Annotated in this window: 22 protein-coding genes; 12 read left to right on the top strand and 10 right to left on the bottom strand. The window is 67.9% G+C overall.

Annotation, left to right across the window (positions count from 1 at the left end):
* Window positions 1-25: 25 nt before the first annotated feature.
* The 3 genes from AB4851_RS11255 to AB4851_RS11245 form a co-directional block, all read right to left on the bottom strand.
* Entirely contained in the window at window positions 26-1,195 is a 1,170-nt protein-coding gene (locus AB4851_RS11255; RefSeq protein ID WP_414439574.1) for an LLM class flavin-dependent oxidoreductase, read from the bottom strand.
* A 226-nt stretch (window positions 1,196-1,421) separates the two neighbouring features.
* Complete coding sequence (locus tag AB4851_RS11250; RefSeq protein WP_414447263.1) at window positions 1,422-2,300, bottom strand: LysR substrate-binding domain-containing protein; 879 nt, start codon at window positions 2,298-2,300, stop codon at window positions 1,422-1,424.
* Between the two features lie 129 nt (window positions 2,301-2,429).
* Window positions 2,430-3,347 (bottom strand): LysR family transcriptional regulator, encoded by a 918-nt coding sequence (locus AB4851_RS11245; RefSeq protein WP_414447262.1) that lies wholly within the window; start codon window positions 3,345-3,347, stop codon window positions 2,430-2,432.
* A gap of 231 nt (window positions 3,348-3,578) precedes the next feature.
* Here AB4851_RS11245 and AB4851_RS11240 point away from each other — a divergent pair, with 231 nt between their 5' ends.
* The 4 genes from AB4851_RS11240 to AB4851_RS11225 all read left to right on the top strand — a co-directional run bounded on the left by AB4851_RS11240 (window position 3,579) and on the right by AB4851_RS11225 (window position 7,014).
* Window positions 3,579-4,298: a type 1 glutamine amidotransferase domain-containing protein gene (locus AB4851_RS11240; RefSeq protein ID WP_414447261.1), complete on the top strand. Its 720-nt coding sequence runs from the start codon at window positions 3,579-3,581 to the stop codon at window positions 4,296-4,298.
* A gap of 186 nt (window positions 4,299-4,484) precedes the next feature.
* Window positions 4,485-4,793 (top strand): ArsR/SmtB family transcription factor, encoded by a 309-nt coding sequence (locus AB4851_RS11235; protein WP_414439578.1) that lies wholly within the window; start codon window positions 4,485-4,487, stop codon window positions 4,791-4,793.
* Window positions 4,794-4,841: 48 nt separating this feature from the next.
* On the top strand, window positions 4,842-5,903 hold the full coding sequence (locus tag AB4851_RS11230) for an alkene reductase (protein WP_414447260.1): 1,062 nt from the start codon (window positions 4,842-4,844) through the stop codon (window positions 5,901-5,903).
* A 238-nt stretch (window positions 5,904-6,141) separates the two neighbouring features.
* Complete coding sequence (locus AB4851_RS11225; RefSeq protein ID WP_414447259.1) at window positions 6,142-7,014, top strand: DMT family transporter; 873 nt, start codon at window positions 6,142-6,144, stop codon at window positions 7,012-7,014.
* 26 nt (window positions 7,015-7,040) lie between these two features.
* Here AB4851_RS11225 and AB4851_RS11220 read toward each other — a convergent pair whose 3' ends face one another.
* Together AB4851_RS11220 and AB4851_RS11215 are read right to left on the bottom strand one after the other, a co-directional pair.
* A complete protein-coding gene (locus tag AB4851_RS11220; protein WP_414447258.1) occupies window positions 7,041-7,631 on the bottom strand; it encodes a hypothetical protein in 591 nt (196 codons plus the stop codon).
* 15 nt (window positions 7,632-7,646) lie between these two features.
* The gene (locus AB4851_RS11215; protein WP_414447257.1) at window positions 7,647-8,558 is read right to left on the bottom strand and encodes a LysR substrate-binding domain-containing protein; all 912 of its coding nucleotides are present in this window, start codon (window positions 8,556-8,558) and stop codon (window positions 7,647-7,649) included.
* 197 nt (window positions 8,559-8,755) lie between these two features.
* Between AB4851_RS11215 and AB4851_RS11210 the strand changes: the two genes are divergently transcribed.
* Window positions 8,756-10,090, top strand: a complete 1,335-nt coding sequence (locus tag AB4851_RS11210; RefSeq protein WP_414447256.1) for a carotenoid oxygenase family protein — start codon at window positions 8,756-8,758, stop codon at window positions 10,088-10,090.
* Between the two features lie 81 nt (window positions 10,091-10,171).
* On the opposite strand, the gene AB4851_RS11205 is transcribed toward AB4851_RS11210, so the two are convergent.
* A complete protein-coding gene (locus tag AB4851_RS11205; protein ID WP_414447255.1) occupies window positions 10,172-12,457 on the bottom strand; it encodes an NADP-dependent malic enzyme in 2,286 nt (761 codons plus the stop codon).
* Window positions 12,458-12,596: 139 nt separating this feature from the next.
* Here AB4851_RS11205 and AB4851_RS11200 point away from each other — a divergent pair, with 139 nt between their 5' ends.
* Window positions 12,597-13,595 carry a LysR family transcriptional regulator gene (locus AB4851_RS11200; RefSeq protein ID WP_414449170.1) on the top strand — a complete coding sequence of 333 codons (999 nt, stop codon included), beginning with the start codon at window positions 12,597-12,599 and terminating at the stop codon, window positions 13,593-13,595.
* Window positions 13,596-13,693: 98 nt separating this feature from the next.
* On the opposite strand, the gene AB4851_RS11195 is transcribed toward AB4851_RS11200, so the two are convergent.
* On the bottom strand, window positions 13,694-13,828 hold the full coding sequence (locus AB4851_RS11195; protein ID WP_414447254.1) for an entericidin A/B family lipoprotein: 135 nt from the start codon (window positions 13,826-13,828) through the stop codon (window positions 13,694-13,696).
* A 265-nt stretch (window positions 13,829-14,093) separates the two neighbouring features.
* On the opposite strand from AB4851_RS11195, the gene AB4851_RS11190 reads away from it, so the two are divergent.
* Window positions 14,094-15,386: an aspartate carbamoyltransferase gene (locus AB4851_RS11190; protein WP_414439585.1), complete on the top strand. Its 1,293-nt coding sequence runs from the start codon at window positions 14,094-14,096 to the stop codon at window positions 15,384-15,386.
* Window positions 15,387-15,536: 150 nt separating this feature from the next.
* The gene (locus tag AB4851_RS11185; protein ID WP_414447253.1) at window positions 15,537-17,348 is read left to right on the top strand and encodes a peptidoglycan D,D-transpeptidase FtsI family protein; all 1,812 of its coding nucleotides are present in this window, start codon (window positions 15,537-15,539) and stop codon (window positions 17,346-17,348) included.
* Between the two features lie 25 nt (window positions 17,349-17,373).
* Here the strand turns inward: AB4851_RS11185 and AB4851_RS11180 are convergent, their stop codons facing one another.
* Window positions 17,374-18,210, bottom strand: coding sequence for an AraC family transcriptional regulator (locus AB4851_RS11180; RefSeq protein WP_414447252.1), 837 nt, complete (start codon window positions 18,208-18,210; stop codon window positions 17,374-17,376).
* Window positions 18,211-18,380: 170 nt separating this feature from the next.
* Between AB4851_RS11180 and AB4851_RS11175 the strand changes: the two genes are divergently transcribed.
* Complete coding sequence (locus AB4851_RS11175; protein ID WP_414447251.1) at window positions 18,381-19,079, top strand: O-methyltransferase; 699 nt, start codon at window positions 18,381-18,383, stop codon at window positions 19,077-19,079.
* An 18-nt stretch (window positions 19,080-19,097) separates the two neighbouring features.
* On the opposite strand, the gene AB4851_RS11170 is transcribed toward AB4851_RS11175, so the two are convergent.
* Both AB4851_RS11170 and AB4851_RS11165 read right to left on the bottom strand, forming a co-directional pair.
* Window positions 19,098-19,259 (bottom strand): hypothetical protein, encoded by a 162-nt coding sequence (locus tag AB4851_RS11170; protein ID WP_414447250.1) that lies wholly within the window; start codon window positions 19,257-19,259, stop codon window positions 19,098-19,100.
* Between the two features lie 108 nt (window positions 19,260-19,367).
* On the bottom strand, window positions 19,368-19,631 hold the full coding sequence (locus tag AB4851_RS11165; protein WP_414447249.1) for a hypothetical protein: 264 nt from the start codon (window positions 19,629-19,631) through the stop codon (window positions 19,368-19,370).
* Between the two features lie 545 nt (window positions 19,632-20,176).
* On the opposite strand from AB4851_RS11165, the gene AB4851_RS11160 reads away from it, so the two are divergent.
* From AB4851_RS11160 to fliD, 3 genes are read left to right on the top strand one after another with little or no spacing between them, the layout of a single operon-like run.
* On the top strand, window positions 20,177-20,755 hold the full coding sequence (locus AB4851_RS11160) for a flagellar hook assembly protein FlgD (RefSeq protein ID WP_414447248.1): 579 nt from the start codon (window positions 20,177-20,179) through the stop codon (window positions 20,753-20,755).
* A 56-nt stretch (window positions 20,756-20,811) separates the two neighbouring features.
* Window positions 20,812-22,056, top strand: coding sequence for a flagellar hook protein FlgE (gene flgE, locus AB4851_RS11155; protein ID WP_414447247.1), 1,245 nt, complete (start codon window positions 20,812-20,814; stop codon window positions 22,054-22,056).
* A 16-nt stretch (window positions 22,057-22,072) separates the two neighbouring features.
* The gene (gene fliD, locus AB4851_RS11150) at window positions 22,073-23,596 is read left to right on the top strand and encodes a flagellar filament capping protein FliD (protein WP_414447246.1); all 1,524 of its coding nucleotides are present in this window, start codon (window positions 22,073-22,075) and stop codon (window positions 23,594-23,596) included.
* Window positions 23,597-23,740 lie beyond the last annotated feature (144 nt).

Raw genomic sequence — 23,740 nt, 5'->3', positions numbered from 1 at the left:
GGGCATCCGCGCGCCACCGGTCGGATCAGTGACGCAACCCCGCCTGCCGCAGCAACGGCAGCACGGCTTCACCGAAGTAGGCCAGGTCCGGCTCGAAGTCGTAGAACGTCAATTGCAGGCCGTCGATGCCCGCCTCGCGCAGTCGCCGGATCTGCTCGACGATCTGCTCCGGGCTGCCGATCAACTGGATGTTGCCGCCCACGGCCTTCTGGTCGCGCTGGTGTCCGAGAAACGCCTGGCTGTCGCGTTGCTGCGCCGAGGCGAAGAAGTTGTCGACGGCCACCCGGTCCTGCGCGCCGACGATCGCATCGTGATAGGCCCGGGCCTCGCGCTCGGTCGGCCGGCAGATCACCATCGGATTGATCAGCGTGCGCAGCGCGCGGCCGTGCTGCGCCGCGCGCGCCTTGATGTTCGCGCAGTGAGCCGGCAGCACCGCGAGCGACGCCTCCAGCTCCGCGCCGGCCGGGCTCGTGACGAACACGATGTCGGAATGGCGCGCGGCGAACTCGATGCCGGCGGGCGAACCGGTGGCGTTGACGAGCAACGGGCGGCCGAACGCCGGCTTCGGCGAAACGTAAGCGTTCTCGCTCGCCCAATATTCGCCGCGCAGGTCCACATTGCCGGTGCTCTGCCAGTAGGTTTTCAGGAAGCGCACGAACTCGTCGGCCATGCGATAACGCGCGTCGTGCTCGATTTGCGGCTTGCCGAACATGCGCGCGTGGCTGTCGAGGTTGCCGGTCACCACGTTGATGCCCCAGCGGCCCTGCGTGATGCTGTCGAGCGTCGCGCCGAACTTGGCCAGATGCAGCGGATGCCACGGCCCGTACAGCACATGGATCGTCGAGATCAGCAGGATGCGCTGCGTCACGCTCGCGAGCGCGGCGGTGGTCACGAACGGATCGAGGCTGTCCTCGCGGTAGCGGATCTCGCCGCCATGGCCGCCCTTCGGGTTCCACTGCGCGAGGCCGAACACCAGATCGAGGCCCAGCGCTTCGGCCTGCAGCGTGAGCCGCCGGTTGTAGTCGAAGCGCCAATCGGTGCCGCGCGGCAACGTGGACGGGCTCCAGCCGCCGCTCTGGATCGGCAGGAACAGGCCCAGCAGGAACGGCTGCGCCCAGACGCGGGCCAGCGGGCTGCCCGGCAGGTCGGCGGGCGAAACATCGGGCAGCGGCGGGAAATCGGTAGCGTGGCTCATGGCGATCCGTGGGTCGGAATGCCGCGATGTTAGGAGCGCAACGGCCCGGGTCGAACCATGAATCGGGAATAACCTTATGCCTCGACGCGCGATTTCGATGGGCGAGTGCCTGCCTCACGCCAAGCCATCGCCATTATCTTGCTGAAATCACGGTGTTTTTTATTTCCAACCCGAAACCGGCAGCCTGCCGATAGATCGGTTTTGCTTATGAATTTTGTTCGGAGGCTTAAGGATTGCCGCGCACCACGCGGCGCTGCACCGGCATCACGCGCGACAGCAGATCGAACGCCTGGCGCGCCAGCGAATTGGCGTTGTGCGGGCGAATCCACAGGTAGTAATGCACGTCCGGCAGGCGCGGCAGGCCATCGCTGTCACCCAGCACGCGCAGCTCGGGCCCGAGCAGTTCGATGCTGCGCGCCGTCACGCCCAGTTGCGCGCGCAGCGCCGCCTTCACGCCGAGCAGGTTCGACGCCACGTAGGCCTCGCGCCAGCGCATGCGCGCGGCGTCGAGCGCCTCGATCGCGAGGCGGCCGAAGATGCTCGGCTCGTCGGCCAGCACGAGCGGAATCGGTGCGTGCCGCACATGTTCGTATTGCGACGCGCAAATCCACACCGTGGGCGAGGTGCGCAGCAGGACACCGTCGAGCGAGGCATCCTCGCGCGTGGAGAGCGTCATGTCGATCTCGCCACGATGCAGCGCTTCCATCAAGAAGGGGCTACGCCCCACGTCGAGCTCGATGCGCAGGCCCGGCGCCCAGCGCGCGATATGGGCGAGAATCGGCGGCAGCAGCGTGTCGGACACATCGTGCGGCGAGCCGATGCGCAGCACGCCGGCCTGCGCGCCGCTGATCGCCGACTGAATCGCGTCGTCGTTGATGCGCAGCAGCTCGCGCGCGTGGCCGAGCAACTGCAATGCGCCCGGCGTCAGCAGCTTGTTGCGCCCTTCCTTGCGGAACAGCGGCACGCCCACCTGCGCTTCGAGCCGCTGCATCTGCTGGCTCACGGCGGCCTGGCTGCGGCCGATGCGCAGGCCCGCGCCGGCAAAGCTGCGCGCGTCGGCGACCGCCACGAAGGTGCGCAGGAGTTCGAGATCCAGATTCTTCATGGCGGCACTGTAGCGTCAAACCATGCGGCCGGTGCGGCACACGGCCGTTTTCAGCGGCCCTCGCACGGTTCGATATCCTGAATTTCCGTCATGACGACGCAACCGGCATCGCAACGCCAGCCGCATCGCTCATCCACCGCGCCCGTCGAACGCCCCTTCGCAATCGGCAAGCAGTTCGCACAACGCATCGAACACGAGCCGAACCCGCGCCGGCACCGGCGTGCGCTGCGCGCGATAGACGTACAGCGTGGAAGGCGGCGGGCGCAGGTGCTCGAGCAAGGACACCAATCGCCCCTCGCGCAGCATCGGCAACGCGAGATGCCCCGGCAGTTGGCCGATGCCGACGCCGGCCAGCACCGCCTCGAATTCCGCCTCGGGATCGTCGGCCACCCACACCGGCCGCGCGGGCACGCTCTGCTCGCCGTCGGCGAACAGCCACGGCCATGGCCGGCCCGTGTTGCGGTCGATCAGCACCGTCAGCGGCGCCTGCAGCAATGCGTCCTTGTCGGCCGGCGCAGCGGCGCGCGCGAGGAACGCCGGCGCGGCAACGATATGCAGCGCGGCCTTCGACACCGCCTTCGCGACGAAACGGCTGTCGCGCATCGGCCCGATCCGCACGCCGACGTCGATCTGCTCGTCCACCACGTCCGCCAGCACCTCCGACAAACGCAGGTCGACCACCAGCCCGCGATGCGCGGCCAGCAGCGGCGCGAGGCCGGGCGCGATGAAGCGGCGCCCCACCGCGCCCGGCGCGGCGATCCGCACGAGGCCGGCCGGCTCGTCGTGCGCGAGCTGCGGCTCGGTCGCGAACAGGCCGTCGACCTGCGCGATCGCCTCGGCGCTGCGCCGCGCCAGTTGTTCGCCGAAATGCGTCAGGCGCACGCCGCGCGTGCTGCGATGAAACAGCAATTCGCCCAGGTTCTCCTCCAGTTGCTGAATGCAACGGGTGATGACCTGCGGCGAGACGCCGAGCCTGACGGCCGCGTCGCGAAAATTGGGGCTTTCCGCCGCCACGCAGAACATGCGCAGCGCTTCGAATCGATTCATGCGTGATCCCGTTGGCACGAATTCCGTCTGGAGGAATTCCAAATTCGCCGGAAGTTCATTTATTTGCCCGCGCGACGCCGTCACACTCGGCGCTGTCGATCCGACAAGCCGCTCGCGGGGCGCGGCAGGCGCCGGAAAGTATCGCAGAAAGGCCTGCGACCCGCGCACCGCCCGCCCGAAAGCACTTCGTATTCGTATGCAGTACCAAACGTCTCATTCAAGGAAAACACCATGCCTTCCGTTCTGATGATCCTGACCAGCGCCACCGCGTGGACCCAACGCGACGGCTCGCAACGCCCGACCGGCTTCTGGGGCGAGGAATTCGTCGTGCCGCACCAGGTCCTGCTGGCGGCCGGCGTTGACGTCACGCTGGCCACGCCGGGCGGCGCGCCGGCCACGGTGGACGAACTGAGCCTGTCCGCGCAGGCCAATCATGGCGACACCGCCAAGGTCGATGCGATCCGCGCGCATCTCGCGCAGCATGCCGCCGCGCTGGCCTCGCCGCAACGCATCGAGGCTCTCGACGCCGCCGCGTTCGACGTCGTGTTCGTGCCGGGCGGACACGGCCCGATGCAGGACCTGGCCGTCAACGAAAGCGTGGGCCGCGCACTGTCCACCGCGCTCGCCGATCCGCGCAAGGTGGTGGCGGCCGTGTGCCACGGGCAGGCCAGCTTCCTGGCCGCCGGCGACGCAGCGGGCTGGGCCTTCAAGGGCCGCCGCCTGACCGCGTTCACCAACGACGAGGAAACCCAGGTCGGCCTCGCCGCCAACGCACCGTGGCTGCTGGAGGACCGCCTGCGCGCGGCCGGCGCGGCGTTCGAGGCGGGCGCGCCGTGGGGGCCGCACGTGGTGGTGGACGGCAATCTCGTCACCGGCCAGAACCCGGCGTCGGCCGACGCGGCCGCCCGCGCCGTGCTGGCGTTGTTGAGCCGGGAAGCGGCAGCGCACTGAGCCTTGTACGGCGGGCTCGCGCCCGTCAGGGCCGGATGCGGGGGGGCGCGGCCGATACGCGCCCCGCACCACCGAGGTGCCGATACCCGCCCATCGATCAGGGGTATTTCTATATATCGCGATATTCCGATATAGTCGATCCCCGACGACGATACAATCGGGTCCCGCCGTTCACCCGCACGACTCATGACGCTCGATTTCGACGCGATCCACAAGGCGCTTGCCAACCCGGTCCGCCGCGAGATTCTCGCGTGGCTCAAGGACCCGCCCCGGCATTTCCCGGAACAGGCCGAACACGCCTCGTTCCGCGACGGTGTGTGCGCCGGCCAGATCGACGCGCGCTGCGGCTTGTCGCAATCGACCGTGTCGGCCCATCTCTCGACGCTGCAACGCGCCGGGCTGGTGGAATCCTCGCGGGTCGGGCAATGGGTGTTCTTCCGCCGCAACGAGGCGGCGATCCAGGCCTTCGTCGATCAGTTGCAGACCAGCCTGTGACGGCAATGCCGCCGCACCGGCCCACCTTCATTCGATAAGGAGTCCTCCATGCCCACCCTGTTCGATCCGCTCGTCGCGGGCGACCTGACGCTGCCGAACCGCATCGTGATGGCGCCGCTCACGCGCGCCCGCGCCGGCAGCGCTCGCGTGCCGAACGCGCTGATGGCGCGCTACTACGCGGAGCGCGCCTCCGCGGGCCTGATCCTGACCGAGGCCACCTCGGTCACGCCGCAGGGCGTCGGCTATGCCGACACGCCCGGCATCTGGTCCGACGAACAGGTCGAGGGCTGGAAGCTCGTGACGAAGGCCGTGCACGACGCGGGCGGACGCATCGTCATGCAGTTGTGGCACGTCGGCCGCGTGTCGGACCCGATCTTCCTGAACGGCGACCTGCCGGTGGCGCCCAGCGCGATCGCGGCCGGCGGCAACGTCAGCCTGGTGCGCCCGGAGCGCGCCTTCGTCACGCCGCGTGCGCTCGAACTCGACGAAATCCCAGGCGTCATCGCGGCCTATCGCAAGGGCGCCGAAAACGCCAAGCTGGCCGGCTTCGACGGCGTGGAAATCCACGGCGCGAACGGCTATCTGCCGGACCAGTTCCTGCAGGACAGCACCAACCATCGCACCGACGCCTACGGCGGCTCGATCGAAAACCGCGCGCGCCTGCTGCTCGAAGCCACCGACGCGGCGATCGACGTGTGGGGCGCATCGCGCGTCGGCGTGCACCTGTCGCCGCGCGGCGACGCTCACACGATGGGCGATTCGAACCCGGCCGCCACGTTCGGCTACGTCGCCCGCGAACTCGGCCGCCGCAAGATCGCGTTCATCTTCGCGCGCGAGAGCCTCGGCGAGAACCGCCTCGGCCCGCAACTGAAGCAGGCGTTCGGCGGCGCGTACATCGCCAACGAAGCGTTCACGCTCGACAGCGCGCAAGCCACGCTTGCGGCCGGCGAAGCCGACGCCGTGGCCTGGGGCAAGCTGTTCATCGCGAACCCGGATCTGCCGCGCCGCTTCGAGATCGGCGCCGAGCTGAACGCGCCGGTGCCGTCCACGTTCTATGCCGAAGGCGAAACGGGCTATACGGATTACCCGCCGCTGGCGAAGGTCGCCTGACGCCGACGGCCCACGGCACGGGGCGCCCGCCCCGTCTCGACGCGCCATGACAAAAACGGCCGCCGCTTCGCGCTCCGCTGCGCGGACGGCGGCCGTTTTGACTGTGGCGCGCCCCCTGTCAAATCAGATTTCCTGAACCGTACGTCAGCCAAACTCGTTTGCCGCCCCCCGCGCGTTCGCGTCCAATCGTGTCATCGACAACCATCGGCATGACGAAGCATCGCGGAGAACCACAACGATGAATACGATCCGGCTCGTGACGCTGGCCGCCATCTGGGGCGCCTCGTTCCTGTTCATGCGGATGGGCGCGCCGCATTTCGGCGTGGTGCCGCTGATCGCGTTGCGGGTGGCGATCGCGGCCGTGCTGCTCGCGCCGGTGTTGCGCGATGCGGGCGCGCGCCGCGAATTCCGCACGCACTGGCGGCCGCTCGCGGTGGTGGGCGTGATGAACTCCGCGCTGCCGTTCTGCCTGCTGACGTTCGCGGCGCTGTCGCTGACGGCCGGCGTCGATTCGATCCTCAACGCCACCACGCCGCTGTGGACGGCGATCGTCGCGTTCGTCTGGCTGCACGCGCCGATGAAGCGCCAGCAGGTGGCGGGCCTCGCGCTCGGCTTCGTGGGCGTGCTGATCCTCGCGGGCGGTGAGTTCGGTCACGGCGGCACGCTGCCGGCGGTGGCCGCCGCGCTGCTCGCCACGCTGTCGTACGGCTTCGCCGGCAATTACTCGAAGCGCACGCTCGGGCAGGTCCGGCCGTTCGTGTCGGCGTTCGGCAGCCAGGTGTTCGCGGCCGTGGTGCTGGTGCCGGCGGCGATCCCGTTATGGCCGGCCGGGCCGCTCGCGCCGCTCGACTGGCTGTCGGTCGCGCTGCTCGGCACGGTGTGCACGGCGCTCGCGTATCTGCTGTATTTCCGGCTGATTCAGGATGCCGGCGCGCAATACGCGGCGTCGGTCACGTTCCTGATTCCGGTGTTCGGCCTCGTGTGGGGCGCGATCTTCCTGCGCGAGGCGATTACGGCGCAAGCCGTGGCCGGCTGCGCGGTGATCCTGCTCGGCACGGCGCTGGCCTCGGGCAAGCTCGGCGGCCGGCTGCCGCTGGCCTCGCGGCGCTGAATCTCACGCTCGCGTTTGCATCCGCCTCACGCGCGCCGCACCAGCACCACCCGCTCGGCCTCCGCAACCTTGACGAAATCCGACGGCAGCTTCGGCAGCAACAGCGCGGGCGCGGCCAGCCATGAACACAGGGAGTTCCTGGAGAAGCAATCGCGCACGACATCCGAGATGCCGTCCTCGGATTCGCACTCCAGCTCCCACCCGCCCGCCACCACGAACGCACTGGCATAACGCGCCGCCAGATCGCGCGCACGCAGCACATGCGCCTCCAGTTGCGCATCCGGCGTATCGATCGGCAACGGGAACGACAGCGTGATCCGGCTGCCCGACTCGCTCTCCTCGATGCCCACGCAACTGCGCGCGCCGGCCGATTCGCCGAGCCATTCGCCGTACAGGAACAGCAGTTCGTGCTCGGGCTCCAGGTCCTGCAACAGCGCCTCGCCTTCGGGCCAGGCCAGGCTTTCCCATTCTTCCGTCTCGTAGCTGAACAGGCTCGCCTCCTTGAACTCGCCGAACAGCGGCAAATATGTGTCGCGCACGGCGAACGCGAGCGCCACGCGCTCCTCGTGGTTCAGCGCGCGGCTCAGGACGATGGGGATATTGAAACGTTCGGACATGATGTAAGGCTTCCTTCAAGGCATTCGGTTGGATGGCTCGCCCGCGGGCTCGCTGACCTGCTGGAGCCACTCGCGAAACGCGACGATCTTCCATTCGTCGCGTCGCGCCGCATCGCACACGGCGTAATAGGCAAAGCGCGTCGGCCACGGCCGCTCGATCACGCGCACGAGCCGCCCGGCGGCCACGTCGTCGCGCGCATACACGTCGCGCACCAGCGCGATCCCCTGCCCGGACAGCGCGGCGCGAATCAGCAGCGTGTCGTCGCTGTAGCGCGTGCCGCGCGAGGCGCGCGCATCCTCGGTGCCGAACGCGCGCAGCCACAAGGTCCAGTCGGCGCGGTCGGCGTCCTGCAACAGCGGATACGCAAGGCAATCGGCCGGCTCGTGCACCGGGCGCGACGAGTCGAGCAGCGCCGGGCTGCACACCGGCCACAGCTCGGGCGCCCACAACGGCCAGACCGCATGGCCGGGGTAATCGCCCAGGCCGTGGCGGATCGCGATGTCGGCATGGCCGCGCCGCAAATCCACCAGCGCCGCGCCGCTGTCGATCTCGATGTCGAGTTCGGGGTACGCGGCCTGGAACGCGGCCAGGCGCGGAATCAGCCAGTTGCCGGCGAACGACGCGGTGGTGGTCACGTTCAGGCGTGCGCCGCGGCCCGGTTCGCCGCGCAGCGCATCCCACGCGCCGCCGATCTCGAGAAACTGCGGTGCGATGCGCGCGTAGAAAGCGCGCGCGGCATCGGTCGGCGTCAGCTCGCGCGCGCCGCGCACGAACAGCGGCATCGCCAGCCGCTCCTCCAGGTTGCGGATCTGCTGGCTGACCGCACCCGGCGACACGCACAGCGCCTCGGCGGCCTGCTTCATGCTGCCCGCGCGCACCACCTCGACGAAGGTATGCAGCGCGGCAAGCGGCAGCGACGAACTCATGAAGGTGGAATCTCCGCAGGGAACAGGGATAACGAACCAGGCAGGGTGAGCGCGAATTATCCGTCAGCGCCGCGCCGGATGCGACAGCGACGCGCACGCGCCAGCCTCAATTTATACCCGGACAATATTGACAGGTAATTTACACCCGGATATAAATACGATCCTTCGCCGCCCGAGCGGCCCATGGAACCTGCCCGATGCCCTCCCCGTTCGATCTCAACGCCGGCGCGCTCGCGCCGGTTTCCCACGAATCCGATCTCGCCGAGCTGCGCGTGACCGGCACGATCCCGCCCGACCTGAACGGCCGGCTGGTCCGCAACGGGCCGAACCCGCTCGATGGCCGCTACACCGGCCAGGACCTGCTGTCGTGGTGGCCGGAGGCGGCGATGCTGCATTCGGTCGGCTTCGCGAACGGCCGCGCCACCGGCTACCGCAACCGCTGGCTGCGCACCCGCCGCTGGGCCGAACGCAACGCGCCCGAACGCGCCGCCGAGGCGTTCGACACCAATCCGAACGTCAACCTGATCCACCACGCGGGCGTCACGCTGGCGCTGGCCGAAGGCGGCATTCCACTCGAAATCGGGCCGACGCTCGACACGCTCGGCGGCCCGCGCCGCCACCCGGCATTTATCGACGGCACCAACGCGCATCCGAAACCCGATCCGCGCACGGGCGAATTGATCGGGTTCCGCGCACATTGGGCGCCGCCCTATCTGCGCTATCAGGTGGCCGGCCCGGACGGCGCGACGCGCGTCGATCAGCCGATCGACCTGCCGCGCGCGGCGATGATTCACGATCTGGCGATCACGGCGACGCACAGCCTGCTGCCCGATCTGAACGTGATCTACGATTTCTCGATGCTGCAACGCGGCCACCGCATGCCGCTGCGCTGGGACGACAGCCGCCCCGCGCGGATTGGCATCGTCGCGCGCGGCGGCGGCGCGCCACGCTGGTTCGAGATCGCGCCGTGCTTCATCCAGCACACGATCAACGCCTACGACGCCGATGCCTCGACGATCGTGCTCGACGCGATCCGCTACCCGTATTTCCTGCGCCTCGCGCCCGGCGGCGCTGCGTTCGACGCGAACCCACCCGGCGTGCCGTGGCGCTACACGTTCGATCTCGATAGCGGCGAGGTGGAGGAAGGGCCGCTGTCCGGGGTGGCGATGGAGCTGCCGCGCATCGACCCGCGCCTGACCGGCCGCCCGTACCGCTTCTGCTACGCGGCCGAGCAACCCAACGTGGACGAGATGCGCGGCATCGTGCGGCTCGACGTGAAGACCGGCGCGATCGTGCGCCACGCGGTGCCGCCCGGCGACCAGAACAGCGAGCCGGTGTTCGTGCCGCGCGCCGGCGGCCAGGGCGAGGCGCACGGCTGGGTGCTGGCCTGCGTCTATCGCGCGGCCAGCGCGACCAGCGACGTGGTGATCCTCGATGCCGAGCGGCTCGACGCGGGGCCGGTGGCCAGCGTGCATCTGCCGGTGCGGATTCCGGCCGGCTTCCATGGCGCATGGCTGCCGAACCACGCCTGAAACGACAACGCCCGGCGCTGTGCGCGCCGGGCGTTGTGTCATTGCATCGAAGCGGCCGAGTCAGCCGCTATTGCAAGCGGGTCAGTCGCGGTTGGCCTGCAGCACCGTCAGCGCGGCCATGTTGACGATCCGGCGCACCGTCGAGCTGGAGGTCAGCACGTTGACCGGCGCGTTGACGCCCAGCAGGAACGGCCCCACTGCCACGTTGCTGCCGGCGCTGGTCTTCAGCAGGTTGTAGGCGATGTTGCCGGCGTCCACGTTCGGGCACACCAGCAGGTTCGCCTCGCCCTTCAGGCGCGAGTGCGGCAGGATTCGCGAGCGCAGCGCCTCGTCGAGCGCGCAGTCGCCATGCATTTCGCCTTCGATTTCCAGATCCGGCGCCTGTTCGCGCACCCGCTCCAGCACCTCGCGCATCTTCGAGCCCGACGCCGAGCTGCCCGAGCCGAAGTTCGAGCGCGACAGCAGCGCCACCTTCGGTTGCAGGTTCAGCCAGGCCATCTGCGAGGCCGCGGCGATCGTGAATTCGGCGATCTGCTCGGCATCGGGGTTGTCGTTGACGTGCGTGTCGACCAGCGCCACGGTGCGCTTGTCGAGCAGCAGGATGTTCATCGCCGCGTAGGTGTTCGCGCCGGGCTGCTTGCCGATCACCTCGTCGACGAAGCGCAGGTGGTCGTGATACCGGCCCACCGTGCCGCACACCATGCCGTCCGCGTCGCCGAGCTTGACCATCATCGCGCCGATCAGCGTCAGGCGGCGGCGCATCTCGACGCGCGCCATTTCCTTGGTGATGCCGTCGCGGCAGCGCATGTCCCAGTAGGTCGTCCAGTACTGGTGGAAGCGTTCGTCGTATTCGGGGTTGGTGACCTCGACATCCTCGCCCAGGCGCAGGCGCAGGCCGAATTTCTCGATGCGCGCGAGCAGCACTTCGGGGCGGCCGATCAGGATCGGGCGCGCCAGCTTCTCGTCGACCACCACCTGCACGGCGCGCAGCACGCGCTCTTCCTCGCCCTCGGCGAACACGATGCGCGACTTGGCACCGTCGCGCACGAATTGCTTGGCCGACGAGAACAGCGGCTTCATGAACGCGCCGGAGTGATAGACGAACTGCTGGAGCTGGTCCGTGTAGGCGTCGAAATCGGCGATCGGGCGCGTGGCCACGCCGTCTTCGATCGCGGCCTTCGCGACGGCCGGTGCGATGCGCAGGATCAGGCGCGAATCGAACGGCTTCGGAATCAGGTATTGCGGCCCGAACGACAGGTCGTAGGCGCCGTAGGCGGCGGCCACGGCCTCGTTCGCTTCTTCCTCGGCCAGCCCGGCGATCGCGTTGACGGCGGCGATCTCCATGTTCCGCGTGATGGTGGTGGCGCCCACGTCGAGCGCGCCGCGGAAGATGTACGGGAAGCACAGCACGTTGTTGACCTGGTTCGGGAAGTCCGAACGGCCGGTGGCGATCACCACGTCGTCGCGCGTCGCATGGGCGAGTTCCGGGAAGATTTCCGGCGTCGGGTTCGCGAGCGCGAGGATCAGCGGCTTGGGCGCCATCTTCTTCAGCATCTCGGCGCTCAGCACGTTGCCGGCCGACAGGCCGAGGAACACGTCCGCGCCCTCGATCACGTCGCTCAGCGTGCGCGCCGAGGTGTCCTGCGCGAAGCGCGCCTTGTCCGGGTCCATCAGCGTGGTGCGGCCCTGGTAGACCACGCCTTCGATGTCGGTCGCCCAGATGTTTTCGAGCGGCAGGCCCAGGTCGACCATCAGGTCGAGGCAGGCCAGCGCGGCCGCGCCGGCGCCCGAGGTGACCACCTTGACCTGCTTGATGTCCTTGCCGACCACCTTCAGGCCGTTGATGAACGCGGCGCTGACGGTGATCGCGGTGCCGTGCTGGTCGTCGTGGAAGACCGGGATCTTCATCCGTTCGCGCAGCTTGCGCTCGACCGTGAAGCACTCGGGCGCCTTGATGTCCTCGAGGTTGATGCCGCCGAACGTGGCTTCCAGGCTGGCGATGATGTCGACCAGCTTGTCCGGATCGGTTTCGGTGATCTCGATGTCGAACACGTCGATCCCGGCGAACTTCTTGAACAGCACCGCCTTGCCTTCCATGACCGGCTTCGAGGCCAGCGCGCCGATGTTGCCGAGGCCGAGCACCGCCGTGCCGTTGGTGATCACGCCGACCAGGTTGCCGCGGCTCGTGTAGTTGAACGCGTTGGCGGGGTTCTCGACGATCTCCTCGCAGGCCACCGCCACGCCGGGCGTGTAGGCGAGCGCGAGGTCGCGCTGGGTTGCGAGCGGCTTGCTCGCGGTGACGGAAATCTTTCCGGGCGTCGGGAACTGGTGGTATTCCAGGGCGGCTTGGCGGTCGGTCTTGTTCATCGTCTCCACTCGGTCTAGGTGCGCCGGGCGAATCCCGGCGGGCAGTACGAGGAAACGATTCTAGGCAGCCGCAAACGGCGTCCTATTTTGAATTAGTATGGGCGCATCACATTTTCATGATGACCAGGAAGCCGGCAACGTGGCCTTCGATACGGAAGAAGTAATCCGGCGGCTCAGTACCCGCCTGAAGATCCGCCACCTGATCCTGCTGCTGCAGATCCGCCAGCACGGGTCGCTCACGCGCGTCGCCGAGCAGATGTCGAGCAGCCAGCCGGCCGTCACCAATGCGCTGTCCGAGCTGGAGAGCATGTTCGGCGGCCCGTTGTTCGACCGCACCCCGCGCGGTATGACGCCCACCCTGCTCGGCAAGGTGGTGCTGGCCCGTGCGCAGGCCATGCTGCACGATCTCGACCACCTGACGCGCGACATCGAGGCCGTGGTGGCCGGCCATGCCACGCGCATCCATGTCGGCGTGATCCCGTTCATTTCGGGCCGCACGCTGGCCGCCGCGATCCGCCAGACCCAGGCCGAGGTGCCGCAGCGGCTGACCATGACGATCCACGAAGGCACCAGCGAAACGCTGATCGCGCAGTTGCGCGAGCATCAGCTCGACGTGGTGATCGCGCGCGCCACCTCCACGGTCGATCTGTCGGAGCTGCATTTCGAGGTGGTCTATCAGCAGAAGCCCCGGCTGATCGCGAGCCGCCGGCTGGCCGCGCGGCTCGCACGCAGCAAGCTGGATTGGCAGAAGCTGGTGGAGCTCGACTGGATCCTCGGCGCGCCGCACACGCCGATCCGCGAGCAGATTTCCGACCTGTTCCTGCGCGCGGGCGCGTCGCCGCCCGTGCCGATCGTCGAAAGCTATTCGTCGCGGCTGATCGGCGAAATCATCGCCTCCAACGAGAACGCCGTGTCGATCGTGCCGGCCGACATCGCCGAGGAACTCGTGCATATCGCCGGCGTGGCGATCGTTCCGTACACGCTCGACTGGACCTTGCCGCCGGTGGCCATCCTGACGCGCGACGGCGCGCCGCGCGAGGTCGATACGCTGCTGGCCCGGGCGCTGCGCTCGCACTATCAGGAAACCGAGGCCAGCCGCGCCGCCGCGCCCGCGCGCGCGGACCACGACGAAACCTGACGGCCCGCTCCACTCGGCGCCGTAAACGACGACGGGCTGCCTGACCGGCAGCCCGTCGCACTTCTCGGCCCGCGCCCCGAAGGCGCGGCGCGTCAAACTTACTTGGCCTTTTCGGCCGTGTTCGAGATGGCGCTGCCGCCACTCGAAATGTCCTGCCCTGCACCGGCAATCGTATTGCAACCGGCAAGCGCAGCCGTCAGAACCAGCAGAACAGCAGCAATCGAACGCGTCATGGTGAGTCTCCTAGGAAGTCGAACCCGCACGGGGCGGGCACATCGTACCGTGTCGAATTGCCTCCACCCCTGACGAGGCGGGGGACGGTCCCGATTATACAAATGCCGCACGGCGCCGCCAGCAAATGATTGCGGGGACGTAGCGGGCGCGGTACAGCAGCGGCGGCACGCCGCGCGTCCATCCGCCCCTGCATCGATACGGCTTGACTTTGGCCAACGGCGAACTATTATACGCAACGCGTATATTTTCGACTCCGAGGCCGCCATGACCGTACCCCAGCAAGCCTTCCTGCGCGACGCCATGCGCCGCCTGAACATGACCCGCGAGGCATTCGCCAATCGCATCGGCGTGACGCGGCGCGCGCTCGACACCTGGCTGCTGCCCGACGATTCGCAGGAATCGCGCTCGATGCCCGAGATCGTCGAGCGCTACGTGACGGAAATCGTCTCGCGCGGCAGCGACGAGGCGGGCTATACGCAAAGCGTAGAATCGTCGCCGCTGTCGAGCCAGATCCTCTACGAAGGCCGCCCGCAGTTGCTGTCGGTCGACCAGTTCTCGCGCGACTCGGTCGAGGCGCTGTTTCGCGTGGCCGACGTCATGCAGCCGATCGCGCGCCGCCGCAAGATCTCGCGCGTGCTCGAGGGCGCGGTGCTCGGCAACCTGTTCTTCGAGGCCAGCACGCGCACCCGCGTGTCGTTCGGCGCGGCGTTCTGCCGGCTCGGCGGCTCGGTGTGCGACACCACCGGCTTCACGTTCTCGTCGATGGCCAAGGGCGAATCGATCCACGACACCAGCCGCGTGATGGCCGGCTACGTGGATGCGCTCGTGATCCGCCACCCCGAGCAAGGCTCGGTGGCCGAATTCGCGCGCGCCATCAACCTGCCCGTGATCAACGGCGGCGACGGCCCCGGCGAGCATCCGAGCCAGGCGCTGCTCGATCTCTACACGATCCAGCGCGAGTTCTCGCGGCTCGGCAAGATCGTCGACGGCTCGCACATCGCGTTCGTCGGCGACCTCAAATACGGCCGCACGGTGCACTCGCTGGTCAAGCTGCTGGCACTGTATCGCGGCATCCGCTTCACGCTGGTCGCGCCGCCCACGCTCGACATGCCGCGCTATATCGTTGAGCAGATCTCGAAGAACGGCCACGTGATCGAGGAGACCGCCGACCTGGCCACGGGGCTGGCCGGCGCGGACGTGGTGTACGCCACGCGCATCCAGAAGGAGCGCTTCACCGACGAATCGTTCGAGGGCTACACGCCCGATTTCCAGATCAACCAGGCGCTGATGGATGCCGTCTGCAAGCCCGACACGCTGATCATGCATCCGCTGCCGCGCGACAGCCGGCCCGGCGCGAACGACCTCTCGACCGACCTGAACCGCGACCCGCGGCTCGCGATCTTCCGCCAGACCGACAACGGGATTCCGGTGCGCATGGCGATCTTCGCGGTGCTGCTCGGCGTCGATCACCTGGTGCAGCACTCGATGCGCGACGCCACCTGGCGCGCGCCCGTGCATCTCGGGCCGGAGGATGCGGTGTTCCACGGGATCGACTGAGACGGCGGCGGCCGCGCTGCGCCCGCCGTCTCCCCGAAAACCCTGCCCCATGCGGCTTCTCGCGCTTTTTATCGCGACCTGCCCGGACTTTCATTACAATTTGCCTGTCATTTCTTTCAAATGTCATAGATAAACCCGTCACCACCGCCCATGTCATTGAAAAAGAAGACGAAATTCGACCCCTATGTCGCCGTCTCGCGCAGCCCGATGCTCGGGTCGCGGCTGCCGATGTGGCGCTCGAAATTCGTCCTCATCGTGATCTCTCTCGCATTCGCCGCGCTGATCGGCCGCGCGTTCTGGGTGCAGGTGGCAAATCAGGATTTCTATATCGGCCAGGGCGAGAAGCGCTACCAGCGCACCATCGAACTCAACGCGATGCGCGGCAAGATCGTCGACCGCAACGGCGCGATGCTCGCCGTCAGCCTGACCAGCTTCGAGATCTGGGCCGACCCGAAGCAGGTCGATCCGGTGGCCTACGGGCCGCTCGCCAGGCTGCTCGAGCTGCCCGAAGCCGACCTCCGGCGCCGGCTCGGCAGCGACAAGCAGTTCGTGCTGCTCAAGCGCCAGGTCGATCCGGACACCGCCGCGCGCATCGACAAGCTCAATCTCGCCGGCCTCACGCAGATCGCCGATTCGAAGCGCTTCTACCCCGAAGGCGAATCGGCCGCGCACGTGGTGGGCTTCACCAACGTGGAAGACAGCGGCCAGGAAGGCGTCGAGCTGGCGGCCAACGAGCAGTTGCTCGGCACGGCGGGCCAGCGCGAGGTGATCCGCGACCGGCTCGGCCGGATCATTTCCGATACGCATCCGCTGGTGCCCGCGCAGCATGGCGCCACCGTCGAACTGACGGTCGACCGCCGCGTGCAGCAACTGGCCTACTCGCAACTGAAGGCGGCGGTGGTCGCCAATCGCGCGCAGGCCGGCAGCGTGGTGGTGCTCGACGCGCAGAGCGGCGAGATTCTCGCGCTCGCCAACTACCCCACGTTCGACCCCAACGACCGCAGCCGCCTGACCGGCGCGCAGTTGCGCAACCGCGCCGTGATCGACACGTTCGAGCCGGGCTCGACCGTCAAGCCGCTGGTGGTCGCGCTGTCGATCGACGCCGGCAAGGTGCGCCCGCAAACCCTCATCGACACCTCGCCCGGCACCTGGAAGATCGGCCCCGCCGTGATCCACGACACCTCGAACCACGGCACGCTGACCGTCTCGCAGGCGTTGCAGAAATCGAGCAACGTCGCGCTCGCCAAGCTCGCGCTGAACCTGCCCGCGCAAACCATCTGGGACAAGTACCAGGAATACGGCATCGGCCATGCGCCGGAGCTGACGTTCCCCGGCGTGGCGTCGGGGCGGCTGCGCGCGTGGCAGCGCTGGCGGCCGATCGAGCAGGCCACCATGGCGTACGGCTATGGGCTGTCGATGTCGCTGTTGCAGATCGCGCAGATGTACACCGCCTACGCGGGCGACGGCACGATCCACCCGGTGCGGCTGCTGCGCGACGGCCAGTCCGCCGCGCAGCAGGGCCATCGCGTCACGCGCCCGGAAACCGCCGCCGCGATCCGCTCGATGCTGGAGATGGCCGTGGACGAAGGCGGCACCGGACGCGCCGCGCGCGTGGACGGCTACCGGATCGGCGGCAAGACCGGCACCGCGCGCAAGCAGGTCGGCGCCTCGTACGCGCAGGGCAAATACCGCGCGCTGTTCGCCGGCATGGCGCCGATGAGCCGGCCGCGCGTGATCGTCGCCGTGATGATCGACGAACCGGGCGGCAAGGGCTATTACGGCGGCACCGTGGCCGGGCCAGTGTTCTCGTCGGTGATGGGCGGGACGCTGCAACTGCTCGGCGTGCCGCCCGATGCGCCGGTGGCCGCCGATGCCGTCAAGCCCGGGGGTGCCGCGAAGCCGGCTATGAAGCAGGCTCTGAAGCAGGCTCCGAAGCCGGCCGCACCCGGCGCGCGCTCCTGAGCCGCTCGATCTTTCCCGCGTCGCGCTACGCCCGCTCCGCCATGTAACGCGCCGGCGGCGAACCGAGCTTGCGGCGGAACATCGACACGAAACTGCTGGCGCTCTCGTAGCCCAGTTCGTCGGCCACCTGCTGCACCGATTTCCCCGCCCCCAGCCACTGCACCGCCAGCATCAGATGAAGCTGCTGCCGCCAGCGGCCGAAGCTCATGCCGGTTTGCGCCGCGAGCGCGCGGGCCAGCGTGCGCTCGCTCATGCCGACGCGCCGCGCCCAGCTTTCCATCGTGCCGCGCTCGGCCGGATCGGCCGTGATCATGTCGACGATGCCGCGCAGCCGCGGGTCGGACGGCATCGGCAGATGCAGGTTGCCGAGCGGCGCGATCGCGATTTCATCGAGCAGCAGCGTGACCAGATGCGATGCCATGCCGCCTTCCGGATACAGCATCGGCAGGCTGGCCGAGCGGATCAGCAGCTCGCGCAGCAACGGCGTAGTCGACAGCGCGCAGCACGCCTGCGGCAGATCGGACGCCGCACCCGGCTCGACGAACGCCACATAGCATTCGAGCCGCCCCGCCGCCACGAACTTGTGCACCACGCCGCCCGGCACCCAGATCGCGCTGTGCGGCGGCACGATCCACAGGCCACCGTCCACCTCGCAGGTCAGCACGCCGCGCATCGTCAACAGCAGTTCGCCCTTGCGATGATGGTGGAAGCCCATTTCCTTGCGGTCGCGATAGACGGCGAGCGCCTTCTCATCGAGCTGCTTCATGTCGATGCCGGCCGCGCCCACCGTCACCAGCGGGCGCGGCACGTCGTCGGGATCGAGCCATTCGGCGGGATCGGAGGTGGGGCTGACAACCGGCATGACGTGGTTTCCAGGATTGGCAGGAATTCCACATATTCTGGCCATATTCCCCGATGCCGCCAAGCCGGCATTTACTTAGCATGCCTACGGGTGGTGACGGATGCGTGGCGCGGCAGCCCGGCCGCACCTGCCGTCTCCCCATCCCGAACCCTTTCAGCGCGGATCACATCATGAATTCATTGAGCAGCGGGCGCGTCGCCCAGACCTTGCAGCGGATGCTGGCGGAAGCCGAACAGGCCGACGCGGCCCTGATGGCGCAGTTCAGCGGCACGGACCACAGCGAGCAGTTGCTGGCCGACGCCGTGGCCGAGCATTTCGCCGAGGAAAGCCGCGACCTGCGCGGCTTCTATCGCGGCTACGCCGACAACTTCCTGAACGTCGCGCCCGAGTACGGGCGCTTCCTGTATCAATGCGCGCGCGCCGCCAAGGCGCAGCGGATCGTCGAATTCGGCACGTCGATGGGCGTCTCCACCGTCTATCTGGCCGCGGCGCTGCACGACATGGGCGGCGGCCACCTGATCGGCACCGAGCTGGAACCGAGCAAGGCCGCCCGTGCGCGCGCCAACCTGGAAGCGGCCGGCCTGGCCGAGCGGGTCGAGATTCGCGTGGGCGACGCGCGCGAGACGCTCGCCGACCTGCCGGACGACATCGACCTGGTGCTGCTCGACGGTGCGTTCAGCCTGTATCTGCCGGTGTTGAAACTGCTCGAACCCAGGCTGAAAAGCGGCGCGCTGATTCTCGCGGAGAATGCATTCGAGCATGGCAATGCGTATCTGGACTACGTGCGCGATCCGGCGAACGGGTATCTATCGCAGCCGATTCCGATCAGCCCGGGGCGCGGGAACGAGATGTCGGTGGTGACGCGGTGAAGCTTGCCATGGTTCGCGTCACGCCGATTGCCGTTCGATGCGCCGAATCCGCACCTGCCGGCTGATCGCCACCCCCAACCCGATCAGCACGAACATCGCCGTCTCGCCCCAGATCAGGATCGCCACGCCTACCGGTTGATCAGGAATCCTGCCCATCAGCGACGTGTCGCGCTTGAGCACCGCCGTCCACGGCCCGACGTCGTAGCCCTCGCGCTGGAACGCGGCGGCGATGTCGTCGCGCGGGCCGCCGCCGACGTGCCGACCCGCCGCGTGCGGTGACGCGGAGGTTTATCTCGCATGCGCATCTCCCGGCGATGCCTTCCATCGGTGGTCGGCCGGCTTGCCGTGCGTCGCGAACCAGGCCTCGACACGCCCGGCCTCGGGAAACAGGTTCGGGAAATGGATGACGTCGCCGCTCGTGACGTTGCACGACCCGGTGCGCATATCGCCCGATGCCCGCAGGGCCGACATCAAGCGCTCGACATGGTCCGCCTGGGACGGCGGTGTCGGCAAAGGCGAAAGCAGTTGGCGGAAGCGGTCGGGCAGGCCCATGGTCGGATTGGTTGTCGGATTCGTTTTTATCGGGTCGCCGGGTGGCGAGAGCGCGCGAATCGGCGCCGTCTCCCACGTTGGCCGGCCATTTTCCTCGATTCCGAAGGCTGGCGTCCACCTGCGACACCGCCATCGCGCCACGAGCCCGGAAGCCCCTGCCTCCGTCAGTCAGGAATGCGATCCTTTTCGTCGCCCGCCACGCCAACCGCCCCCGCCCCCGCCCGAAACACGGCGACAAGAAAACGCCACACTGCGTGACACGATGGCGTAATACGAGGGGAATACGTCCGTGCCGCGCACACGTTTCCCACGTCCATCGCCTCTCGTCAACCCCGGGCCTCACCGCCCGCCCCTATCCATCGCATACCTAACCACGCGACGCCACGGGCACTGACAAAACAACACATCCCGAAAACCGACCAGGCGCTACGCTCTCGGCACGCCATCGACAACAGATGGCGATCGATTACACAACGCGCTTCGACCATCGGGGACTGTCGACCGGACGGCGCGCGCCTGCCAGCCCGAGAAAGGACACCCGCCTCATGAGCGCCTCCAGCACGACGATCGGCAATAACGGAACCTCGGTCAACACGCTGCCGCCCGATACGATGGGCAGCAAGGGCACCTCGAAGCAATCGGCGGCCGACCTGCAGCAGACGTTCCTGAAGCTGCTCGTCACGCAATTGCAGAACCAGGACCCGACCAGCCCGGTCGACAGCGCGCAGATGACCTCGCAGCTCGCGCAGATCAACACGGTCAGCGGCATCGCGCAACTCAACGCCTCGCTCACGTCGCTGGCCTCGCAGGTCGCGGCCGGCCAGTCGACGCAGGCGGCGGCGCTGGTGGGCGCCAACGTGCTCGCGCCCGGCAGCACGCTGCCGGTGGCGAAGGGCGCGCCGGTGGGCTTCGGCGTGCAACTGACGAGCGCCGCCTCGAACCTGACGATCACCGTGAAGGACGCCACCGGCAAGGTCGTCAACACGCTCAACGAAGGCCCGCAAAAGGCCGGCACGATCCCGCTCACCTGGACGCCCGTCGATTCGAACGGCACGACGGTCGATCTGGCCCACCTCGGCGCGATTTTCCCGCGCACCTCGGGCGGCAACGGTTCGCATTCCTGATCACGCCAGCAACGAATAAACCAAACCAATCCGGCCACACACCAACGGGGATCACCATGGGCTATCAACAAGGCTTGAGCGGCCTGCAAGGCGCATCGAACCATCTGAACGTCATCGGCAACAACATCGCGAACGCGAACACGGTCGGCTTCAAGGCGGCCGTCGCGCAGTTCTCCGACGTCTACGCGAATTCGGTGTCCACCGCCGTCTCGAACGGCATCGGCGCGGGCACCCAGCTTGCCGAAGTCGTGCAGGTGTTCCGGCAAGGCTCGCTGACCAGTTCGCAGAACCCGCTCGATATCGCGATCTCGGGCAACGGCTTCTTCCAGGTATCGAACCACGGCACCACCACCTACACGCGCGACGGCCAATTCCACGCAGACGCGCGCGGCAACATCGTCAACAGCGCCGGCGCGAACCTGATGGGCTACGGCGTCAACGCCGACGGCTCGATCGACACGGCTTCGCTGCGCGCGCTCACCGCGCCGCAAGGCAACATCGCGCCGAAGGCCACCACCGCCATCACCGGCCAGTTCAACCTGAGCCAGACCGACAAGACCCAGACGCACACGCCGTTCAACACCACCGATTCGACCACGTATACGTTGCGCCAGCCGGTGCAGGCCCACGACTCGCTCGGCAACCAGCAGAACGTCAACCTGTACTTCGTGAAATCGGCGACGGCCGGTACCTGGAACGTGTATGCGGGCGCGGACGGCACGCCGCCCGCGAACCTCGGCACACTCACGTTCAACGCGTCGGGCAAGCTGACCGGCTCGACCGATGCCGGCGGCGCGGCCACTGGCTCGATCGGCAAGTTCTCGTTGAGCCTGACCAACACCACCGGCGCGGCCACGCCGCAGGCGATCGCGCTCGACCTGTCCAGTTCGACGCAGTTCTCGACCAGCAAGAGCGCGTCGTCGAACCTGGTGGCCGACGGCTATGCCACCGGCTCGCTGACTTCGTACTCGGTCGGCGTGGACGGCTCGGTCAGCGGCATCTATTCGAACGGCAAGACCATGACGCTGGGCCAGGTGGTGGTGGTCAACTTCAACAACCCGGGCGGGCTGACCAGCATCGGCGGCAACCAATACATCCAGACGGCCGCCTCGGGCGTGCCGCAGATCGGCGTGGCGGGCACCACCCGTCACGGCGCGCTCAAGGGCGGCACGACGGAGGCATCGACCACCGACCTGACCGGCGAACTCGTGAACCTGATCACCGCGCAACGCGATTACCAGGCCAACGCGCAGACGATCAAGACCCAGCGCACCGTCGATCAAACGCTGATCAACCTTTAATTCCGGGAGCCTCCGCATGTCGATCCCCTCGACCGCCAACAACGCCATCTCCAGCAATTCGGCCCTGCAAAAAGCCGCGCAATCGATCATCAGCGGTGCCACCGGCAATTCCACGATCGACGTCAACACGCTGGTCACGGCGCTGGTCAATTCAAAGACGGCCGGCCAGAACGCGATCCTGTCGACCGCCATGGCGCGCGACAACAACCGGGCCGCCGCCTACACGAGCCTGCAGACCGCACTCACCAACCTGCAAGGCGCGGTGGCCGCGCTGTCGGACGGTTCGTTCGGGCAGACCTTCACCGCCACCACGGTGGGCGGCACCGGCTTGAGCGCGACGGCCGGCAACGGCGCGGTGACCGGCTCGTATCAGGTGAGCGTCAACCAGATCGCGCAATCGCAATCGCTGACCTCGCCGCCGTTCGCCGCCGCCAAGGCGCTCGGCACCGGCTCGATCACGTTGAGCGGCAACGGCCACGCATCGACGATCGCGATCGATGCCGGCAACAACACGCTGTCGGGCATCGCCGCCGCGATCAACAAGCAGCGCGACAACCCGGGCGTGACGGCCAGCATCGTGACCGGCAGCGACGGCGCGCATCTGGTCCTGCGCAGCAACAACAGCGGCGCGGCCAACACGATCGACGTGCAGGTGGCCGCCACCGCCGACAACGGCCTGTCGGACCTCGCGGTCACCTCGACGCCGAGCACCACGGGCGGCCAATCGACGATCGGCGCCGGCGGCAAATGGGCGCAATCGTCGGCCGCGCAGGACGCCTCGGTCACGGTCAACGGCGTGACCAACCTCAACGCGACCAATGCCGTGAGCAACGTGATCGCCGGCGTCACGCTGAACCTCACGCAGGCGGCCGTCACCTCGCCCGCCACCACCCAAACGCTGGCGATCGCCACCGACACGGGCAAGCAGGCCACCGCGATCACGAAGTTCGTCGACAGCTACAACACGCTGGCGCAGACGATCGCCACGGTGGGCGCGTTCGATAACTCGCAGCCGGCCAAGCCGCTGGCCGGCCCGCTGTTCGGCGACTCGACGCTCAATACGATTCGGACTCAGATGCAATCGATCCTGGGCAGCGCCGTCAACCACAACGGCGTGGGCGCCACGCTGCAGCAGCTCGGCATCACGGTGGCCGACGGCACCAAGAGTACGCAGCCGGCCGGCACGCTGATCGTCGATCAGGCCGCGCTGACGCGCTCGCTGGCCAACCAACCGACCGTGGCCGCCACACTGTTCGACAAGACGGCCGGCCTCGGCGCGCAGATCAACCACGCGATCACGTCGTACACGGCAACGCACGGCATCCTGACCAGCAGCGCCAGCGGCGTGCAGACCGATATCAAGGGCCTGACGGCGCAGCAAGCCACGTTGCAGACCTATGCCGCCGCACTGAGCACGCGTTACAACGCGCAATTCACCGCGCTGAACAACGTGATGTCGCAGATGAACCGTCAACAGAACTATCTGACGGCGCTGTTCGGCGGCACCAAGAGCGCCGGCGCGCTCGCCACCAACAAGTAAGGCCGGATCGGCGCTGATTCCGGATTTCCGAGACACTGTCTCGGAAATTGCCCCCTTGGGGTATGCAACGAAGATCCGGCGACCCATCTGAAGCAAAAAAAACGGCGCCGCGATCCAGCCGGCGCCCCAAATACCCACCCCTCT

The sequence above is a fragment of the Burkholderia sp. 22PA0099 genome, from assembly GCF_047497165.1.
Lineage (GTDB): Bacteria > Pseudomonadota > Gammaproteobacteria > Burkholderiales > Burkholderiaceae > Burkholderia.
The sequence above is the reverse complement of the archived record's forward strand: the minus strand, read 5'-3'. Positions and strand labels throughout refer to the sequence as shown.

Excerpts from the sequence above, each read along its gene's own strand:
- AB4851_RS11255 (WP_414439574.1), bottom strand. The coding sequence starts at position 1,195 with ATGAGCCACGCTACCGATTTCCCGCCGCTGCCCGATGTTTCGCCCGCC.
- AB4851_RS11250 (WP_414447263.1), bottom strand. The coding sequence starts at position 2,300 with ATGAAGAATCTGGATCTCGAACTCCTGCGCACCTTCGTGGCGGTCGCC.
- AB4851_RS11245 (WP_414447262.1), bottom strand. The coding sequence starts at position 3,347 with ATGAATCGATTCGAAGCGCTGCGCATGTTCTGCGTGGCGGCGGAAAGC.
- AB4851_RS11240 (WP_414447261.1), top strand. The coding sequence starts at position 3,579 with ATGCCTTCCGTTCTGATGATCCTGACCAGCGCCACCGCGTGGACCCAA.
- AB4851_RS11235 (WP_414439578.1), top strand. The coding sequence starts at position 4,485 with ATGACGCTCGATTTCGACGCGATCCACAAGGCGCTTGCCAACCCGGTC.
- AB4851_RS11230 (WP_414447260.1), top strand. The coding sequence starts at position 4,842 with ATGCCCACCCTGTTCGATCCGCTCGTCGCGGGCGACCTGACGCTGCCG.
- AB4851_RS11225 (WP_414447259.1), top strand. The coding sequence starts at position 6,142 with ATGAATACGATCCGGCTCGTGACGCTGGCCGCCATCTGGGGCGCCTCG.
- AB4851_RS11220 (WP_414447258.1), bottom strand. The coding sequence starts at position 7,631 with ATGTCCGAACGTTTCAATATCCCCATCGTCCTGAGCCGCGCGCTGAAC.
- AB4851_RS11215 (WP_414447257.1), bottom strand. The coding sequence starts at position 8,558 with ATGAGTTCGTCGCTGCCGCTTGCCGCGCTGCATACCTTCGTCGAGGTG.
- AB4851_RS11210 (WP_414447256.1), top strand. The coding sequence starts at position 8,756 with ATGCCCTCCCCGTTCGATCTCAACGCCGGCGCGCTCGCGCCGGTTTCC.
- AB4851_RS11205 (WP_414447255.1), bottom strand. The coding sequence starts at position 12,457 with ATGAACAAGACCGACCGCCAAGCCGCCCTGGAATACCACCAGTTCCCG.
- AB4851_RS11195 (WP_414447254.1), bottom strand. The coding sequence starts at position 13,828 with ATGACGCGTTCGATTGCTGCTGTTCTGCTGGTTCTGACGGCTGCGCTT.
- AB4851_RS11190 (WP_414439585.1), top strand. The coding sequence starts at position 14,094 with ATGACCGTACCCCAGCAAGCCTTCCTGCGCGACGCCATGCGCCGCCTG.
- AB4851_RS11185 (WP_414447253.1), top strand. The coding sequence starts at position 15,537 with ATGTCATTGAAAAAGAAGACGAAATTCGACCCCTATGTCGCCGTCTCG.
- AB4851_RS11180 (WP_414447252.1), bottom strand. The coding sequence starts at position 18,210 with ATGCCGGTTGTCAGCCCCACCTCCGATCCCGCCGAATGGCTCGATCCC.
- AB4851_RS11175 (WP_414447251.1), top strand. The coding sequence starts at position 18,381 with ATGAATTCATTGAGCAGCGGGCGCGTCGCCCAGACCTTGCAGCGGATG.
- AB4851_RS11165 (WP_414447249.1), bottom strand. The coding sequence starts at position 19,631 with ATGGGCCTGCCCGACCGCTTCCGCCAACTGCTTTCGCCTTTGCCGACA.
- AB4851_RS11160 (WP_414447248.1), top strand. The coding sequence starts at position 20,177 with ATGAGCGCCTCCAGCACGACGATCGGCAATAACGGAACCTCGGTCAAC.
- flgE (WP_414447247.1), top strand. The coding sequence starts at position 20,812 with ATGGGCTATCAACAAGGCTTGAGCGGCCTGCAAGGCGCATCGAACCAT.
- fliD (WP_414447246.1), top strand. The coding sequence starts at position 22,073 with ATGTCGATCCCCTCGACCGCCAACAACGCCATCTCCAGCAATTCGGCC.